Source organism: Acinetobacter halotolerans, from assembly GCF_004208515.1.
In the GTDB taxonomy this organism is placed as follows: Bacteria; Pseudomonadota; Gammaproteobacteria; order Pseudomonadales; family Moraxellaceae; genus Acinetobacter; species Acinetobacter halotolerans.
Genome location: NZ_SGIM01000001.1, coordinates 1 through 16,421, shown reverse-complemented (window position 1 = coordinate 16,421; position 16,421 = coordinate 1). Strand labels below are relative to the sequence as shown.

16 protein-coding genes are annotated in these 16,421 nt (G+C 42.7%); 6 read left to right on the top strand and 10 right to left on the bottom strand.

The annotated features are described in order from the left end of the window. The first annotated feature begins 110 nt into the window (after positions 1-110). Positions 111-1,067 (top strand): LysR family transcriptional regulator, encoded by a 957-nt coding sequence (locus EXE30_RS00075; protein WP_130160673.1) that lies wholly within the window; start codon positions 111-113, stop codon positions 1,065-1,067. On the opposite strand, the gene EXE30_RS00070 is transcribed toward EXE30_RS00075, so the two are convergent. The 3 genes from EXE30_RS00070 to ilvD all read right to left on the bottom strand — a co-directional run bounded on the left by EXE30_RS00070 (position 1,017) and on the right by ilvD (position 5,198). Then, on the bottom strand, positions 1,017-1,748 hold the full coding sequence (locus EXE30_RS00070) for a sulfite exporter TauE/SafE family protein (protein ID WP_121929111.1): 732 nt from the start codon (positions 1,746-1,748) through the stop codon (positions 1,017-1,019). The genes EXE30_RS00075 and EXE30_RS00070 overlap by 51 nt on opposite strands. Positions 1,749-1,901: 153 nt before the next feature. Next, complete coding sequence (locus tag EXE30_RS00065; protein WP_130160672.1) at positions 1,902-3,191, bottom strand: hypothetical protein; 1,290 nt, start codon at positions 3,189-3,191, stop codon at positions 1,902-1,904. Positions 3,192-3,368: 177 nt separating this feature from the next. Next, positions 3,369-5,198, bottom strand: a complete 1,830-nt coding sequence (ilvD, locus tag EXE30_RS00060; RefSeq protein ID WP_004637289.1) for a dihydroxy-acid dehydratase — start codon at positions 5,196-5,198, stop codon at positions 3,369-3,371. A gap of 211 nt (positions 5,199-5,409) precedes the next feature. Here ilvD and fmt point away from each other — a divergent pair, with 211 nt between their 5' ends. Both fmt and rsmB read left to right on the top strand, forming a co-directional pair. After that, a complete protein-coding gene (gene fmt / locus EXE30_RS00055; RefSeq protein ID WP_130160671.1) occupies positions 5,410-6,372 on the top strand; it encodes a methionyl-tRNA formyltransferase in 963 nt (320 codons plus the stop codon). Next, positions 6,369-7,676, top strand: a complete 1,308-nt coding sequence (rsmB, locus tag EXE30_RS00050; RefSeq protein WP_130160670.1) for a 16S rRNA (cytosine(967)-C(5))-methyltransferase RsmB — start codon at positions 6,369-6,371, stop codon at positions 7,674-7,676. The genes fmt and rsmB overlap by 4 nt, the downstream gene beginning before the upstream one ends. 55 nt (positions 7,677-7,731) lie before the next feature. Here the strand turns inward: rsmB and EXE30_RS00045 are convergent, their stop codons facing one another. The 4 genes from EXE30_RS00045 to EXE30_RS00030 form a co-directional block, all read right to left on the bottom strand. Beyond that, positions 7,732-7,851, bottom strand: coding sequence for a methionine/alanine import family NSS transporter small subunit (locus EXE30_RS00045; RefSeq protein ID WP_004637292.1), 120 nt, complete (start codon positions 7,849-7,851; stop codon positions 7,732-7,734). A gap of 9 nt (positions 7,852-7,860) precedes the next feature. Next, complete coding sequence (locus EXE30_RS00040) at positions 7,861-9,339, bottom strand: sodium-dependent transporter (protein ID WP_130160669.1); 1,479 nt, start codon at positions 9,337-9,339, stop codon at positions 7,861-7,863. Positions 9,340-9,707: 368 nt separating this feature from the next. Further along, positions 9,708-10,280, bottom strand: a complete 573-nt coding sequence (locus tag EXE30_RS00035; protein ID WP_130160668.1) for a DUF1287 domain-containing protein — start codon at positions 10,278-10,280, stop codon at positions 9,708-9,710. 49 nt (positions 10,281-10,329) lie between these two features. Further along, the gene (locus EXE30_RS00030; protein ID WP_130160667.1) at positions 10,330-11,781 is read right to left on the bottom strand and encodes an aldehyde dehydrogenase family protein; all 1,452 of its coding nucleotides are present in this window, start codon (positions 11,779-11,781) and stop codon (positions 10,330-10,332) included. A 130-nt stretch (positions 11,782-11,911) separates the two neighbouring features. Here EXE30_RS00030 and EXE30_RS00025 point away from each other — a divergent pair, with 130 nt between their 5' ends. After that, positions 11,912-12,634, top strand: coding sequence for a TIGR04219 family outer membrane beta-barrel protein (locus EXE30_RS00025; protein ID WP_130160666.1), 723 nt, complete (start codon positions 11,912-11,914; stop codon positions 12,632-12,634). Between the two features lie 52 nt (positions 12,635-12,686). Here EXE30_RS00025 and EXE30_RS00020 read toward each other — a convergent pair whose 3' ends face one another. The 3 genes from EXE30_RS00020 to EXE30_RS00010 form a co-directional block, all read right to left on the bottom strand. Then, a complete protein-coding gene (locus EXE30_RS00020; RefSeq protein ID WP_130160665.1) occupies positions 12,687-14,462 on the bottom strand; it encodes an SLC13 family permease in 1,776 nt (591 codons plus the stop codon). Between the two features lie 455 nt (positions 14,463-14,917). After that, complete coding sequence (locus tag EXE30_RS00015) at positions 14,918-15,394, bottom strand: VOC family protein (RefSeq protein ID WP_165382345.1); 477 nt, start codon at positions 15,392-15,394, stop codon at positions 14,918-14,920. An 81-nt stretch (positions 15,395-15,475) separates the two neighbouring features. Next, positions 15,476-15,847: a hypothetical protein gene (locus tag EXE30_RS00010; RefSeq protein WP_130160663.1), complete on the bottom strand. Its 372-nt coding sequence runs from the start codon at positions 15,845-15,847 to the stop codon at positions 15,476-15,478. A 128-nt stretch (positions 15,848-15,975) separates the two neighbouring features. On the opposite strand from EXE30_RS00010, the gene EXE30_RS16145 reads away from it, so the two are divergent. Both EXE30_RS16145 and EXE30_RS16140 read left to right on the top strand, forming a co-directional pair. Continuing rightward, complete coding sequence (locus tag EXE30_RS16145; protein ID WP_407641616.1) at positions 15,976-16,167, top strand: phage integrase N-terminal SAM-like domain-containing protein; 192 nt, start codon at positions 15,976-15,978, stop codon at positions 16,165-16,167. 37 nt (positions 16,168-16,204) lie between these two features. Next, positions 16,205-16,393 carry a tyrosine-type recombinase/integrase gene (locus tag EXE30_RS16140; protein WP_407641615.1) on the top strand — a complete coding sequence of 63 codons (189 nt, stop codon included), beginning with the start codon at positions 16,205-16,207 and terminating at the stop codon, positions 16,391-16,393. The last annotated feature ends 28 nt before the right edge of the window (positions 16,394-16,421 follow it).

Sequence of the window (16,421 nt, the reverse complement as noted above, 5' to 3'; positions counted from 1 at the left end):
GAATCAAGGCAGCGCACGCGCTGCCTTTTTTATGCTGATCTTGATCCACCATCTCCTTTTTTTCCGTATTTTTAGTATGATGACTGTTTACACTTCAATGTGTTCAGCTCATGCGTTTTGATTTTTTTGATTTACAACTGCTTCTTCATATTGTGGCAACAGGTAGCCTGACCCAAGGTGCAGATCGTGCTGCCATTTCTTTACAAGCAGCCAGTGAACGGATAAAAAAACTAGAGCAATACTTTGAAACGCCGTTATTTATTCGACACAATGCAGGTGTCGAACTGACCACGGCTGGTCATGCTTTGGTGGAACATGCCAAAAAACTCAACGCACAAAAAAATAAACTTGAACAAGACATGCAACGCTTTCGTCAGAAAAGCGCCGAGTCATTGATTCTGTGGTGTAACTCCTCTGCACAGAGTGAATACCTTCCAGCCTTATTACCCCAATACTTGATGCATTATCCGCATATCAATATTGACTTACACGAAGCGGAAAGCTCAGAAATTGTAGATGCACTCACCAAAGGAATCGCTCGATTAGGCTTGGTTTCAAGCTTTTTTGACACTCGTCATTTACATACTCAGGATTTTGCTAGCGATCCCTTGGTACTAATCTGCCCAGATTCGCATGTGCTGACCCAGCAGGCGCAACTCAACTTAGTCGATGCCTTGGCATATGATTTTATTGGTCTCATGCCACATCATTCACTACAACAATCTATTGAAACTCAAGCCAAACTATTAGGCTTCAACATCCACTATCGCTTACGTTTACCGAATTTTTCCGCGATTGCGGAAGTGGTCGCAAAAGGGGTCGGTGTTGCGATTATGCCTGCACGTGCGGCTCAACGTTTACAAGGTATTTATCATTTTCAAGCAATTCAACTCTTGGGCGCATGGGCAAATCGCAAACTCCTCCTCGCCAGCCAAGACTTCGATCAACTCCCGCAAAGCTACCAAGACTTTGCAAAATTTCTATTGGCGCGCAAACCACAAGATGAGCAAAGCGTTTTAGTGCAAGACCATATAACTCCCCAGCGCCAGCAAACCGATAAAAAATAACTGACGGAATTTTTGCTCGTTCAATTGGTAACGCACTTTTTTTCCGAACCACATGCCGATCAAAGCTGCGACCAATGCCACTGAAGACCATCGATAGTCTAAAGCCCCACCTGTAGTCGGGTGATAATGCAAAAAGATCGCCAAACAAATTGTGGAAACGGTAAAGGTCAGCCCTAAAGCCTGTACCAGCTCATCACGTTTTAAATGTAAAGACTGCAAATACGGCACGATGGGAATAATAATAACCCCTGTCGCGACGGTGACTGCACCGCCGATATAACCAATGAACGGAGAGAGCCAACGCTCATGCCCTGCCAGATCAGGTAGCTTTTTGGCACATAAACCATAGAGTCCATAAATTGCCAACATACTGCCCAATAAAATCTCACTGCTCTGTCCTTGACTCTGGTTCAAGGTGGGCAAAAAGCTCCAAATAGAGCCGAGGATGATGCCCAATAACAAAGACCAGAAACGACAGATAAATGACCAGACCTGACCTTCAGCAAAAAGCTGCCAAACATTGGTCACCATAGAGGGTACGATTAAAAGTGAGGCCGCCTGAAATGGACTCATTGCGATGGTGAGTAATCCCATCGACACCGCAGGCAAACCTAAACCGATCATGCCTTTTATCATGCCAGCGAATGCAAATACTGCCGTTACAATAATCAAAAAGGTCATGATCTATCTCCGCATTCATATACAGCTATGCTACGGAAATAATTGAAATCGCGTATTCTTGTTTTTAGGAGCATGGCTCAATTATACGTTGAGGCCAAATACTTAAGCGTAGCTCCTCCACGCTTAATTTTTCTCTGTTGGACGCTAAGCCTTCTAGCCTTCTAAACTGTCATTCTTATACTTTTCTTCCAACACATTACTGATAATACTTTCAATCATCCAGACACGGTATAAGCTATTAAACACGTAACTTTGCCCATCAATACGTAACTCTAAAACGGGAAAATCAGGTTGATGCTTCTGCTGACATAATTCATCATTTTGTTGTAATAAAGCCTCAATATCTTGTTCGGTAATGCGCTCAATTTCTAAACGCTTCTGCATCCGCTGGAAATGTGCTTTAAAAGAGAGGTCTTTACCACGTGTCCACACGCCTTCCAAAATCTGATGAATGCAATCGACCTGTTGTTCTTCTGCCACACTATAGAACAGCTTTGCCATTTCATAGCTGGCTTCTTTGGTTGGACGGCAAAACGGGGTGAATGCCACTTCAGTCCGTTTTGAAACACGGGTTGCCAGCCCCCAATCAAACCAATCTCGACCTTGATAGCTCAACGGGTAGACTTTGAGCTGAATATTATAATAATCAGCAAGTTCTGCTTTGATATAATCCAACAACAACCAACTCATCGGGTCTTCAAGCGCAATATAGAGATCTAACTCTGGATGTAAGGCTTGCACTTCTGCCAATGCTTCACCATCGTTGATCAAATGCTCACGCCACTCGATGTGATTAATCAGAAAAATAGGCGTTCCCGTCAATAATTTTTGTTGTTTTAAACGGCGCGTTAAACGCAATAAATCATCAACGGCTTGATACTTGCGTTCACTAAACTCGAAATAACTAGCTGAAACAGGCACATCCTGAAACATTCGTTCAGGAAAATCTTGTGGGGTTTGGTGTTGTTTCGCCATCGCATATAAGGTGCGTAATTTTCCATATTGCTGTTGCCATAACATATGGAAAACATCTTCCAGCAAATGTAAAAAATTTTGTTCTCGTAAAGGCGTATTTCTTAGAATGGTTTCAGCTTGTTGTAATGCTTCTGGACTTGGAATTTCTGGGGTTTCATCAAAGCCAAAACGGTGTTGTTTGGCTAAAATCTTGGCATCATTGAGACAGTATCTTTGCCAATCTTGTGCTGACATACCATTGGGAGGTTCAGCATCTTGTTTTGAAATAATGACTTTTAACGGTTTAAGCTCATCGCTCAAAATCTCATTAAGCTGAGCCAACTGTTGCACTGCAAGATAGCTATACACATCATCTAAACGTAGATAAATACTTAAACCCTGTTCCGTGGGTAATACCGCCTGACGAGAAGGTTTCTGATAAAACCAGCTCGATCGGATGGGATCAAACCAACGACGTAACAAAGACATGTCGATTGCCTCTAATGATCATAAATTTCTTAGTTGCTCAGTCTTCTTTCACTTGTCTTGTTCAAATGGAGAAGAAGTGTCTACAGTATCTTATAAAATCAGGATAAAGTCCCCCTGAGATGCGATTATAACATCGAAAATCAGAGGGATGAGCCGTGATCATCACGGCTAAAGGGATTACAAGACGCGTACTGCGCCTTTTGCTGCGCTGGTTGAATGCATCGCGTAAATCTTGAGTGCCTTAGACACTTTACGTTTACGTTCTTCTACTGGATGCCAACCTTTGGCTTCTTGAACCGTACGGCGATGTGCCATCGTTGCATCATCCACATCTAAATGGATGGTACGATTCGGGATATCAATTTCAATGGTATCACCATCTTCTACCAAACCAATTGCTCCGCCTTCCGCAGCTTCTGGAGAAACGTGACCAATCGATAAACCCGAAGAACCACCCGAGAAACGACCATCGGTAATCAAAGCACAGTCTTTACCTAAGCCTTTAGATTTCAAATAGCTGGTTGGATACAGCATTTCTTGCATACCCGGTCCACCACGTGGACCTTCGTAGCGAATCACCACGATATCGCCAGCCACAATTTTATGCTCTAAAATCGCTTCTACTGCAGAATCTTGGCTCTCAAAAACGCGCGCAGTGCCAGTAAATTTAAGGATCGAATCATCCACACCTGCTGTTTTCACGATACATCCATCCAACGCGATGTTGCCGTAAAGCACAGCCAAACCGCCATCTTTAGAGAAGGCATGCTCAGCATTACGAATCACGCCATTTTCACGATCACCGTCCAAAGTTGAATAATAACGGTTTTGTGAGAACGCCACTTGGGTTGGTATACCACCCGGAGATGAGCGATAGAACTCATATACATCGGCATCTTCAGTACGGATAATATCCCACTTGTCTAATGCATCTTTCAGTGTTGGTTCATGTACGGTTGGACATGATGTCTTTAACAAATTGGCACGATCAAGCTCACCTAAGATCGCCATGATGCCCCCTGCACGGTGGACATCTTCCATGTGTACGTCTGATTTTGCAGGCGCAACTTTAGATAACACAGGCACTAGACGAGAAAGACGGTCGATATCATCCATGGTGAAATCGACTTCTGCTTCATGAGCAGCAGCCAACAAGTGTAATACCGTATTGGTTGAACCACCCATGGCAATATCTAGGGTCATGGCATTTTCAAATGCATCTTTGGTTGCAATCGAACGCGGTAAAATGCTGTCATCATTTTGTTCATAGTAGCGTTTTGCCAATTCGACTACCAAGCGCCCTGCTCTCAAGAACAATTTTTCACGATTTGCATGGGTAGCGACGATTGAACCATTGCCCGGTAAAGATAAACCTAAAGCTTCAGTTAAACAGTTCATCGAGTTCGCTGTAAACATGCCTGAACACGAACCGCAAGTTGGACAAGCGGAACGCTCAAACGCGGCAACTTCTTCATCGGTATAACTTTCATCTGCCGCAACCACCATCGCATCAACGAGGTCAATTGCTTTCTCATTGCCACGGAATTTGACTTTACCCGCTTCCATCGGACCGCCAGACACAAATATCACTGGGATATTCAAGCGCATCGCAGCCATCAGCATTCCCGGCGTGATCTTGTCACAGTTCGAGATACATACCATTGCATCAGCACAATGGGCATTGACCATATATTCCACAGAATCGGCAATCAAATCACGTGATGGTAGCGAATACAGCATGCCATCATGACCCATCGCAATGCCGTCATCGACTGCAATGGTGTTAAATTCTTTTGCAACACCACCAGAAGCTTCGATTTCTCGTGCAACCAGTTGCCCTAAATCTTTAAGATGCACATGACCTGGAACAAATTGGGTAAATGAGTTGACCACCGCAATAATAGGTTTGCCAAAATCTTCATCTTTCATGCCCGTCGCACGCCATAAACCACGCGCGCCAGCCATATTTCTTCCATGTGTTGATGTTTTCGAACGATAATCAGGCATTTTGTATTCCCAACAAGTTTGTGCTCGAGATGAATAGGACATTCTCTCTGGCGAAATGATACTGAGCTCAGTCCATCATACTACAAGTTATCGTTTAACAGATGACCACTGAAGCTATCTTTTTTTGCTCAAAGGCAATTCACAGCTTCTGATTAGGGGCTAGTGGCTTTTTCGCTTATAATTTGCATTAAGTTTTTTTCGGAATGCATTTGTGAAAATCATTTTTGCTGGTACGCCTGAATTTGCTGCAACGGCATTGGCGGCATTATTAAAATCATCACACCAGATTATTGCAGTTTATACCCAACCTGACCGCAAAGCAGGTCGTGGGCAGAAATTAACACCTTCCCCAGTCAAGCAACTTGCACTTGAACACGGTTTACCTGTTTATCAACCTTTGCATTTTAAAGCCTCGACCGAAGAAGGCTTAGCGGCTCGACAAGAGCTTGCTGCACTTGGCGCAGATGTAATGGTGGTTGCCGCTTATGGCTTGATCTTGCCTCAAGCGGTTTTGGATACACCTACATACGGTTGTCTCAATATTCATGGTTCATTGCTACCGCGCTGGCGTGGTGCTGCCCCGATTCAACGCGCTATTGCCACAGGTGATGCAGAAACTGGCATTACCATCATGCAGATGGCAGCAGGTTTAGATACTGGCGATATGATGTATAAAACCTATTGTCCGATCACAGCAGAAGATACCTCTGCGAGTTTGCACGATAAACTGGCGACTCAAGGTGCAGACGCGATTTGTACCGTGCTCGAATCAGAGCAAAGCCTACAAGACTTTATTGCCAAACGTGAAGTACAAGACGAAGCGCTCACCGTATATGCACATAAACTGGTCAAAGCAGAAGCGCGTATTGATTGGTCTCAAAATGCCGTTCAAATTGATCGCAATATTCGTGCCTTCAATCCTTGGCCTGTGGCATTTATCCAACTGGATGAAAATAATGCGCTACGTGTTTGGGGTTCAACCCTTTCTCAACACAGCAAAGCAGACGCGCAAGTCGGTGAAATTGTTGCGATGGACAAACACGGTGTCCATGTCGCATGTGGGGAAAACAGCGCAGTGTGTTTAACTAGTCTGCAATGGCCTGGCGGTAAAGCACTCAATCCAATACAAATGATACAAACCCAAAAATTGCATCTTGGACAAATTCTCCCATGAACCAATCGAATCAATCATCTGCAAAACATTTGAATCTGCGTGCACAAGTGATCAAAACACTGTTGGCTGTTCAAAATGGGCAATCTTTGGCTTCCGTGTTGAATCAACATATCAATATCGTTTCTGAACGTGACCGTGGTTTATATCACGAACTTACTTTAGGTTGTTTACGCCAGTGGTATTCTTTAAAAGCAATTACCTTACCCTTGCTGACAAAACCATTAGACAATGAAGCATTAGAAAGTTGTTTATATCTTGGTTTGTATCAAATTTTATGTACTCGTATTCCTGTACATGCTGCGATTTCCGAAACTGTAAATGCTGCTAAGCAACTCGGTTTCGAGCCAATGAGTGGTTTGGTCAATGCGATTCTGCGCCGTGTTTCACGTGAAACAGATGAATTCCAAACAGCGTTGAATAATACCCATGGTTTACCAAGTTGGTTATTCAAACGACTTAAAAAAGATTGGCCTGATCAATTTGATGAAATCTGTCAAAATTTAAAACAAGTTGCACCACTGACCCTGCGCGTCAATGAACGCCAAGTCAGTCGTGACGAATATTTAGAAATTTTGGATGAAGAACAAATTGATGCTCGTCCTTGCCTGCTTTCAAATGTTGGTATTGTTTTGGAACAAACGGGCAACATTACCCATCTACCGGGTTTCGAAGAAGGTGGTTTTTCTGTTCAGGATGAACATGCACAATTATGCGCGACTCTTTTACCGAATTTAGATGGTAAAGTCGTTGTCGATGCCTGCGCTGCACCCGGTGGTAAAACAGCACATATTCTTGAACGCTATAATCCTAAAAAACTGATTGCGCTTGACCATGATGCAAAACGTTTATTACGTTTGTCTGAAAATATAGAACGTCTTGCCTTAGATCAAACCGAGGTTGAGATTGTTACAGCAGATGCAACCACTTGGCAGGCACCAGAAGCGGTCGATTGTATCGTATTGGATGCGCCTTGTTCAGCAACGGGTGTAATTCGTCGTCACCCAGATATCCGCTTGTTAAGACAATCAACCGACATCGCGCAAACGGTCGCATTGCAACAGCAAATTTTGCAACAGATGTGGCAACAACTCAAAGTGGGCGGCACACTGTTATACATTACTTGCTCGATTTTAAAAGCTGAAAATGAACAGCAAATGGTGACATTCTTTGCAGAACATGCCGATGCTAAAGAAGTTAAAATTGAGGCAGATTGGGGCATTGAACAAATACATGGTCGACAACTGCTGCCAACCGAACAAACAGGTGATGGTTTCTATTATTGCCGAATCATAAAAACGGCTTAACGACCAATAAAAATGCCATACAAATCGTATGGCATTTTTATTTACTGCAGAGGTATTACTTCAATTCATCATCTTTTTGTTCAGGGTGGCGCATCAAATGCAAAATCGAAAGTGACAATCCTCCCCACAATAATGCAATCGAGATAATCATCATGATTAAAGCTGAAGTATTCATCGTCATCTCCTAGCGATTCTTTAAGCTGCTCATAAACAATGCACCGATCGCACAGAATAGAATACAGCCCCAACCAAACCAAAGCTGTAAGCTCATTGCATAATCGCCATAGCCTTTTTGCAACAATGCACTTAATGCAAGCCCAAGGGTAGAAATCAAAACAACTGGGGTAATGATGGTTAAGGTGAATTCCCAAACCCCACCCAATTGGATGGTAGATACACGGTTGACATGCTGCTCTAGATCTTTCATCAGTGAACGCTTGAACCATGACACCATAATGATCGAAACCAAAGCACCTGAGACAATGCCTAGATTATTAATAAAGTGATCAATAATATCGACCAGTTTAATCGCGTTGGCACTTGAGAATAAGAAAATAGAAACCGCACCAGTACCACCACCAATAATGGTCACGGCTTTAGCACGACTCCAATTCAACTTGTCCTGCATCGCTGAGATCGGTACTTGCAAAATACTGACCATCGATGAAACACCAGCCACAAAGAGCGAGCTAAAGAATAAGATCCCGAACAACTCTGCGCCTGCACCTAAGCTTGAAATAATCTTAGGGAATGCAATAAATGCCAAGCCAATACCGCCGCTCACCACGTCTTGTACGCTGGTGCCCGCTGCATGTGCCATGAAACCAAGGGCTGCGAAAACACCAATACCTGCCAAGATCTCAAACGAAGAGTTAGCAAAACCAATCACCAAACCTGAACCCGTCAAATTGGTTTTCGGTTTTAAGTAAGAGGCATAGGTCACCATGATCCCGAATCCAATCGAAAGCGAGAAGAAGATATGACCATAAGCCGCTAACCAGACTTTATAGTTCTTCATGGCTTCCCAGTTTGGAGTAAAGAAAGCATTCAAACCTTCTACTGCACCAGGTAAACGTAAAGCCTGAATCACCAAAATACCAAACAGTACCAATAAGATTGGCATGAAAATACGGTTCGCAAGCTCAACCCCTTTGCGAACACCACCATACAAAATAAATAAGACTAACGCCCAAACCCCAATTAATGGCCAAAATAAATGGCCAATAAAGGTCAGATCAAAAGTGGCAGCTTGAGAGGTTGCTAAGAACTTATTAAAGAAGAAATTTTCTGGGTCTGTACCCCAGCTTTGACCGAAGGAGAAATAAATATAACTTCCTGCCCAAGTCAGTACACTGGCGTAATAAAGTGCAATCACAATACATACACATGCTTGCCACCATCCCAAAGACTCAGCCCGTTTGGTGAGTTGCTGATATGCTTTCGGCGGTGCACCACTGCTGCGATGCCCAACTGCATAATCTAAAAATAAGAGGGGTAATCCTGCCGTCAATAAAGCTACTAAATAAGGGATTAAAAACGCACCGCCACCGTTTTCATATGCAACATAAGGGAAGCGCCAAATATTGCCTAATCCAACCGCCGAACCAATTGCGGCGATGATAAAACCTGATCGTGCCGACCAGTGCTCACGAGTTTCTGTCATAAAAATAACCTATTCCTAAGGCAACTTTCGATGCTGCTGTTCTCTGGTTGTTATACTGCTAGCAAGAAAAGTACCAATGCAAATCCTATTATTGGTTGAATCAGAAAAAACCTTTTGAGTTTTCATTTCTTATATTCAAACCAGCAAAAATTAGAAAACTCTTCCTTAAAAAATTTTGACTATTTTTTGCCTGTTGATGATTGAACAATACCCTTTTTTATTTATTTTTACTGTAATTTATACAAAAAAAAATAACCGTTCATCGCCAATTCAGACACGATTGATTATTTTTCAACTCAATTTTCCGACCTTGTTTAAATTTATCATTTGATTTAAAAACATGATCAGCATAATTACTTTTTATGCATTTAATTTTTGATTCGATAATGTCCCGTGATTTTATACTTAAACAAAATATCTGATTCTTCAGTTCCTCGACCAATATTATGCAAAATCAGCGGGGTTTTCTGAAAAAAACTGTTCTTATCCGAGACGATGCCAATATGCACCAGCCCTTGCCCTAAATCCCACGTCAGAATATCCCCAGCACGATAGTTTTGATCACGCACCTGATAACCTTTTCGCTGGAAATAGGTGGCAATATTTGGAACTCGGCGATGATCAATATTTTTATCAGGCGCTTTAAGTCCCCATTTGTTTGGATACAGCTTAAAGTGCTGCCGCATATCCTCATGCATCCGTTGCTGTAAATCGATGCCTTGACGACGTAATGCTCGAATCACCACATCAGTACAGACACCTTTCACCATCGGTACATCACCCATCGGATAATCCAAACGGGTATAAGCAGGATCATAAAATCGGGTGACACCTATTTGTTTTCGTGCATCGCTCACCAACTGCTGCGAAGAAAATGCCCATGCTGACAGCGTCCACAACATGCACAAGCACAATAGGACTAGCTTATAAAATTTAGGCATGGACTTTCCTTTCGCCAACATGAGATGAATACACGACACGCCAAGCTGATTAGGCTTGAGTTTCCTTAATGACCAATAAACGCTCTTCCTGCATATCACGAATCGCAGAATGAATCCCTTCTCGACCTAAGCCAGAATCCTTCACGCCGCCATACGGCATATTGTCGACACGGAAAGTGGGCACATCATTAATAATCACCCCACCCACATGCAAATGGTCCCATGCATACAGCATTTTATTGAGATTTTGCGTATAGACACCAGCCTGTAAACCAAAACGGCTTTGATTTATGGTAGCAATGCCCTGCTCAAACTCTTTATATTTCTCTAGTATGGCGACAGGACCAAAGGCTTCATCCTTATAAATTTCCAGCTTGGCATCGACATTTTCCAACAAAGTTGGTTCGAATAAAACGCCTTGTAGATTGCCACCGAGCAATATTTTCGCACCTTTCTTCTCAGCTTTATCAATCCATTTTTTCAAACGAACTGCTTCCGCAGCTTTAATCATAGGACCAACCAATGTCGTGCTTAATGCAGGGTCGTCAGCTTTGATTTTTTTCAGCTTTGCCAACAATCTCTTTTTCACGTCAGCATAAAGATCGGCATGAATTAAAATACGTTGCACACTGATACATATCTGCCCAGCATGGCCATATGCAGCACCAATCAAACGATCAATCAGCGCATCGTCAACTACCGCATCTGCGTCAATCATCACCGCTGCATTTCCACCCAGCTCTAAAGTCACCTTTTTACGGCCTGCACGCGCTTTCATATCCCAACCCACTTGGTCAGAACCCGTAAAGCTAAGTAATTTAAAGCGGTCATCTGTGACTAAAATATCAGCGGCTTGACGCTCACAAGGCAATACCGACCACGAACCTTTCGGCAAATCCGTTTCTGCTAACACCTCAGCAATTTTTAATGCACTAATCGGGGTTAGACTCGCTGGTTTTAAAACAAAAGGACAACCTGCCGCAATGGCAGGCGCGATCTTATGTGCCACCAAATTTAAAGGGAAATTGAAGGGACTAATCAATGAAACAGCACCAATCGGCACCTGTTTCACCATACCGCGATAACGTGCTGCGGCTGGCGTGACGGCCAAAGGTAATACTCGACCATCGTCAAGTTGCGTCACGGCATCCGCAGCCAATTGAAAAGTATTAATTAAACGTTCAACTTCGGCACTCGCCGCGCCACGAGGTTTACCACCTTCTGCGATTAAAATTTCGGTCAGCTCATCCCTTAACTCATTAAAGCGTTTTACACAGTGCAATAAGATTTGCTGTTTTTGGAAGGGTTTTAATGCTGCCATTTCGGCTTCTGCTTTGACCGATGCGGCAATCGCCTTTTCTAGAACCTTGGCATCAGCCAACGCCACTCGCGCAAATGTCGTGCCTTGATATTTATTCTGTACCTCTAACCATTGACCTGTTGTGATTGCCTTGCCTGCCACATACAGGGGGTAATCCACAACACTTTGTGTATCTGACATTTTTTATTCTCTTTGCAAAAATTTAAAATTAGACTACTGCATATTTGAATTGTTCACTATATGATGCGCCCAATCGGTGATGAATTTACAACAATTCATTACTGTTTCTCGTATTTATTGGGACAATACAATGAAAATATTAAAAATATCAATGCTTGCTTTAGGGACAAGCCTATGTGGTTTAGCACAGGCAGACGTAATTGGTGTCAAAGGCGATCTCAGCTATTGGAACTACAATGGTAAAGCCAATATGGCTGCGCAAACATCTGCACCAGATCAAGACTTAGACCGCAAAGGTTCAGCACAACTGTCATTGGCTTTTGAACATCCAATTCCGTTACTGCCAAATGCCAAAATTCGCCATGTGAATCTAAAGACGCAAACAGAAAATGAGGTTTTCGGGCAACCTATATATGACCTAGACATCGCTCATACCGATTTTATTTTATATTATGAGATCTTAGACAATATCGTCGATGCGGATGTCGGATTTGGTGCAACCACTTTAAATGGTGATGTCACAACACTTCTAGCAGACCCAACGAGTAGTCTTTATAAAATGGGGAAAGTCGATATCAATAAAACGGTTCCAGTAATTTATGGGTCAGCAGGTGTCAAACTGCCATTCACAGGTTTAAGTGCCAAAACTGAGTTGTTATATAGCAACTTCAATGACACCAAAATTACCGATGCCCAAGCAGAGTTACAATACAACTTTATTGATAACTTACTGGTGGATGTCGGTTTAAAAGCAGGCTATCGTATCTTAAATATCAAGCTAGATGACTACGAAAAAAATGATCTCAAATTTGATTTCAAAGGACCTTATTTGGGTATCGATATCCACTTCTAAACAGGCGATTTATGCCGTAAAAAAAGCCCTGAAATCTTCAGGGCTTTATCTTTTATAACTGAATGGGAAAGAGCAAAATCAATAACGTGACCGTGACACAACCAATAAAAATATTCATGGGTAAGCCGATTTTAATAAAATCACTAAAGCGATAATTTCCTGGTCCTAATACCATTAAATTGGTCTGATAACCCAGCGGTGTCGCAAAACTTGCGGAAGCCGCCATCATAATGGCAAAGACAAAAGGAATCGGATTTAAATTCGCTTGAGCTGTAATCTCCAATACAATCGGCAAGGTCAGCAATGCTGCCGCATTATTGGTAATCACTTCTGTCAATAATGAAACAAAGAAATAAGTCAAAATCAGCAATAAGATCGCTTCACCCGCACTAAAATGCACGATGAATTGCGCCAACATTTCCGCTACACCTGTCTTTTCCAAAGCTGCACCCAAAGCAAAAGAAGCCGCAATGGTTAGGATGACCGTTAAATCTAAGCTCTTTTCAGCCTGTTTCACGGTCAAACAACGGAAAATCAACATGGCACCTGCAGCCAACAATGCGGCATTGAGCATGCTGATCACATTAAAGCCAGCAGCAATCACCGCAGCGAGTAAAATGCCCCATGACAATAATGCTTTATCATGTTGCAGTGGTTCATGATCTAGCTCATTGACCAATAGAAAATCTTTATTATATTTTTGTCGAGTGACGAAAGCAGGACGTGCTTCCAATAATAAGGTGTCGCCTGCCTGCAATTTAATATTGCCCAAGCCACCCTTTAAACGTTCGCCATTGCGTGCCACAGCCAATACGACTGCACCATAACGATTGCGGAATTTGGCATCACGAATCGCGCTGCCAATCGCTTCACAATGCGGTGACACAACGGCCTCAACCAAACGACGGCCTGCATGTGTTTCCTCTAAAGAAGACTTCTCATCAATACTATCTGGAGCCATCAAGCCATTAATTTTTAGAAGTTCGGTAATGGCTTCGGTATCACCTGCAAAAACCAGACGATCATCTCCAAATAAAATTTCATCAGAAGAAACGGCCGATAAAACGGTTTGCTGACGTTCAATTTCAACCAGATAAACACGTTTTAAGCTTCTTAGCCCTGCCGCTGCAACCGATTGACCGACCAATGGGCCATTCGGACTCACCACCACTTCTAAGGTAAATTCGCGTAGATTGGAAAAGACATTCTGCTCTTGATGATTGGGCAATAATTTTGGTGCGAGCCAATACATCGCAAACATACCAATGATCGCAACAGGTAAACCAATAATCGTAATATCAAATAAGCCAAAACCAGCTTCGCCCGTTAATGCTTGATACTGCCCATTGACCACCAAATTGGTACTGGTACCAATTAAGGTAATCGTCCCACCTAAAATAGCGGTATAACTCAAGGGAATCATTAATTTAGACGGTGCAATCCCAATCTTCTTCGACCAGCTATTCAATGCTGGAATCATGGTTGCAACCACAGGGGTATTATTTAAAAAGGCACTAAGTGGTGCAATTGGTAAGAAAATTCTAAGTAGCGCCATGCGTTCCGTTTTGGGTGTGCCCAGTAACTTATTCACAAACAGGTCAATACCACCAGAATTAGAAATACCTGCAGCCACCACAAACATTGCTGCAACAGTAATCAGGCCTGAGTTACTAAAGCCAGCCAAAGCCTCTTGAGCCGTCAATATGCCCAACACACTTAATATAGTCAAAATCGCTAACATCACGATATGTGGCGCAATTCTTGAAAAAATCAGCGTGAGCAGCCCTGTTAACGTTAAGGCTAATGACAACCATCCTTCCCAACCCATGAGACAGTCTTTCCACAAGTATATAATTTTCCGAATTTTATATAGTAAAACTTGATATACAAATGCGATTTAAAGCTAACCTTAGCTAAAATAATGATAAGAACCTGCCTTTATATCCATATATATGGTAAAAATCACACGATCTAAGCGTTGAGGTCAATGTAAGCCTGAACGTACAGTGATCGGGGTCATTGACGAATATACAGTGCCCCGTATTCATTTTAATATACAAGTCATACAGAGACAGGAAGTCTCCTTCAGAATAACAAGACCCACAGGAAGTGGTTGTTTATAGGAAGTAAGCAACAATAAACTAAATACAAAAAAAGCCCCATCAGGATGATGGGGCTTTTTTTATTGGGTAGAAAAATACCCAATAAAGTATCGCGTTTAATCCAAAAGTCTTTGTGATGCTTCGATGTCAAATTGTACGCAGACATGTAACGCTCTGGTTCTCAACGCTTACGTTCCAGAGGATTCTCTCGGGAGGTATGCTGCCCGAGCTGTTGGGCAAGCCCGATGAGAATTTGTTCGGGACCCCGGATGTAGCAGAGCCGGTAGATGTCTTCGTAATCGACAACTTCATCAACCACTGTTGCACCGAGCTTGCTGAGCCGAGCAAGGGTATCGTCGATGTCCTCTACGGTGAACATGACGCGCAGGTATCCCAACGAGTTCACGGGCGCTGTACGATGATCGGACTCGATGGCGGGGGTATCGAAGCGCGAGAGCTCGAGGCGGCTGTGGCCGTCGGGGGTGCACATCATGGCGATCTCGACGCACTGACCGCGCACTCCAGTGACGCGGCCAGCCCATTCCCCTTCGATGAGCATGCGGCCTTCGAGGGTAAGGCCGAGTTCGGTGAAGAACTCAATGGCGGCATCGATATCTTCCACCACGATACCGACATTGTCCATACGCTTAACTGTCATGATGTATCCTTGGCGTCCGTCTAACGTTTGAGCGAAGCGAACGGTTTGAACCAATTGTTATACGTTTCACATGAACTCTCCTTAGCGTGTATTAAAAGTCCAAACCTTGCCGAGTTGCTCTGCACACTGAATCAAAAAAAGAAAGTCGTTGAAGTAATTCATTTGTGGATCTCTTGCACCTAATATTTCAAGGCGGCACATAGATTTTGCGATTTCTTCATGGTCTGAAATCGCAAACCTAGAAAGCTCTTTAGATTCAAGTGCGACCTGTGGTTGACAATTTCTATTGATTGAAAACTGAATTCCTTCGAATGCAACTACAATGGTCTGGCCGTTTACTTTTAGTTCAGGTTTCTCGCCAGTGGAATTCGCATAAAACGCTTGAACTTCTTGAGCATATCTTTCTATCGAAGTGTTATTGGTTTGGCTAAAAATGATGAATGCTTCGTACATAAACGGCCTAGTTATAACTACAGTTATACGGCATATTTGCCGCATAACCAAAATGAATTTACAACATAACTATTTTATTCTCGTTATATTCAAAATACCAAAAAGAGTAAAAACATACTTGCCAAGTTATGATAATTCAAAATAATACCCATACACAACCATCAAAAATATTAGAGAAAGTCGCCTATACAGCACGATACAAACATTTAAGCCTATCAACAAAACGAGCCTATATCCAATGGATTAAACGCTATATCCTTTATCATAACAAACAACACCCGAGCATCAGATCTAAACTGCAATGGTGTTTATCTTCCTGATGCTTTAGAGAAAAAATATCCAACTTATGCAACACAATTGTCATGGTTTTGGTTATTTCTTGCAGCAAAAGAATCAACTGATCCCCCCTTACGCCACAGCTTCGCTACGCATTTACTACAAAATGGGCAAGACACCCCCACCATACAATCCCTACTTGATCATAGCAGCATACAAATCACTATGATTTACACTCTGTATCAAGACCAACCAACTCGGCACAATTAGCCTATTAGATTTAAATATTTAACGAACA